The following is a 1,002-nucleotide window of genomic DNA, read 5'->3' as shown; positions in this document are numbered from 1 at the left end:
TGGAGCGTTACGGGAGGGGGGTGAATATCAAAGCATGTTTGCATGAGGCGCTGGGGCGCCCCATGCAACACGTAATTGGGACATAGCCTTTTTTTTGTGGCTGCCGCAGTACCGGATCGCCCACAATGGTTGGATTATCGCGGCGTTATCCCATTATTTTTCAATATTTTGACTATGAATAGCTACTAATCGAACCTAGCTGATGGCATCTTTGTGAGGGATTGACAAGATCATCCATAGAGCAAGCACAAGGAGGCGCAGTGTTGAGTGAAGAGGGCAGGGCATCTGCGGAGGATGACAGGGGAGAGACCGGCTCTGTCGAGCGGGTCGCAACGCTGATCCCGTCCCTCATGGCGGTGAAATAGCCCGTTTGCAGGCAGAGATCGCCGCTTTGCAGCATGAAAACGGCCTGTTGCAGGAGAAGCTCAATGCTGCCCTCGATGGCACCGGCATCTGTCTCTGGCAGGGCACCATTCCCACCGGCGAGCTGCGGGTCTTCAATCTGCAGAACTTTCAGGCCGGTGACATGGCCCCTCATTTCGATCAGTGGAGCGCCAAGCTCCATCCCGACGATCGCGCCCATGCCATGGGCAGCTACTTTGCCCATCTTGAGGGGAAAACCCCCTTCTATGAAGCCGAATACCGCACCATCAACCCGCAAGGCGAGGTCACCTGGCTGTGGGATAGGGGACGGGTCGTCGATCGGGATTGCGATGGCAAGCCGCTGCGGATCATGGGCTCCCATATCGATATCACCCAGCGCAAGGCTTATGAGCAGCGACTGGCGGAACGTGCCAACAGCGACGCGCTGACCGGTTTGCTCAACCGGCAGGGGTTTGGCAAGGCGTTTGCCCAGCTGCAGCCGCAAGGGGCGGGGGCGCTGCTCTTTATCGATCTGGATGATTTCAAAGGCTATGTCCCAATTACGTGTTGCATGGGGCGCCCCAGCGCCTCATGCAAACATGCTTTGATATTCACCCCCCTCCCGTAACGCTCCAGCAT

At 57.1% G+C, this 1,002-nt stretch carries 1 pseudogene; it reads left to right on the top strand.

Annotation, left to right across the window (positions count from 1 at the left end):
- Positions 1-526: 526 nt before the first annotated feature.
- Positions 527-724, top strand: a pseudogene (locus AB5Y92_RS04790) (PAS domain-containing protein); the annotation flags it as partial.
- Positions 725-1,002 lie beyond the last annotated feature (278 nt).

This window comes from Aeromonas sp. R1-1 (assembly GCF_040908495.1).
Taxonomy (GTDB): domain Bacteria; phylum Pseudomonadota; class Gammaproteobacteria; order Enterobacterales; family Aeromonadaceae; genus Aeromonas; species Aeromonas veronii.
The sequence above is the reverse complement of the archived record's forward strand: the minus strand, read 5'-3'. Positions and strand labels throughout refer to the sequence as shown.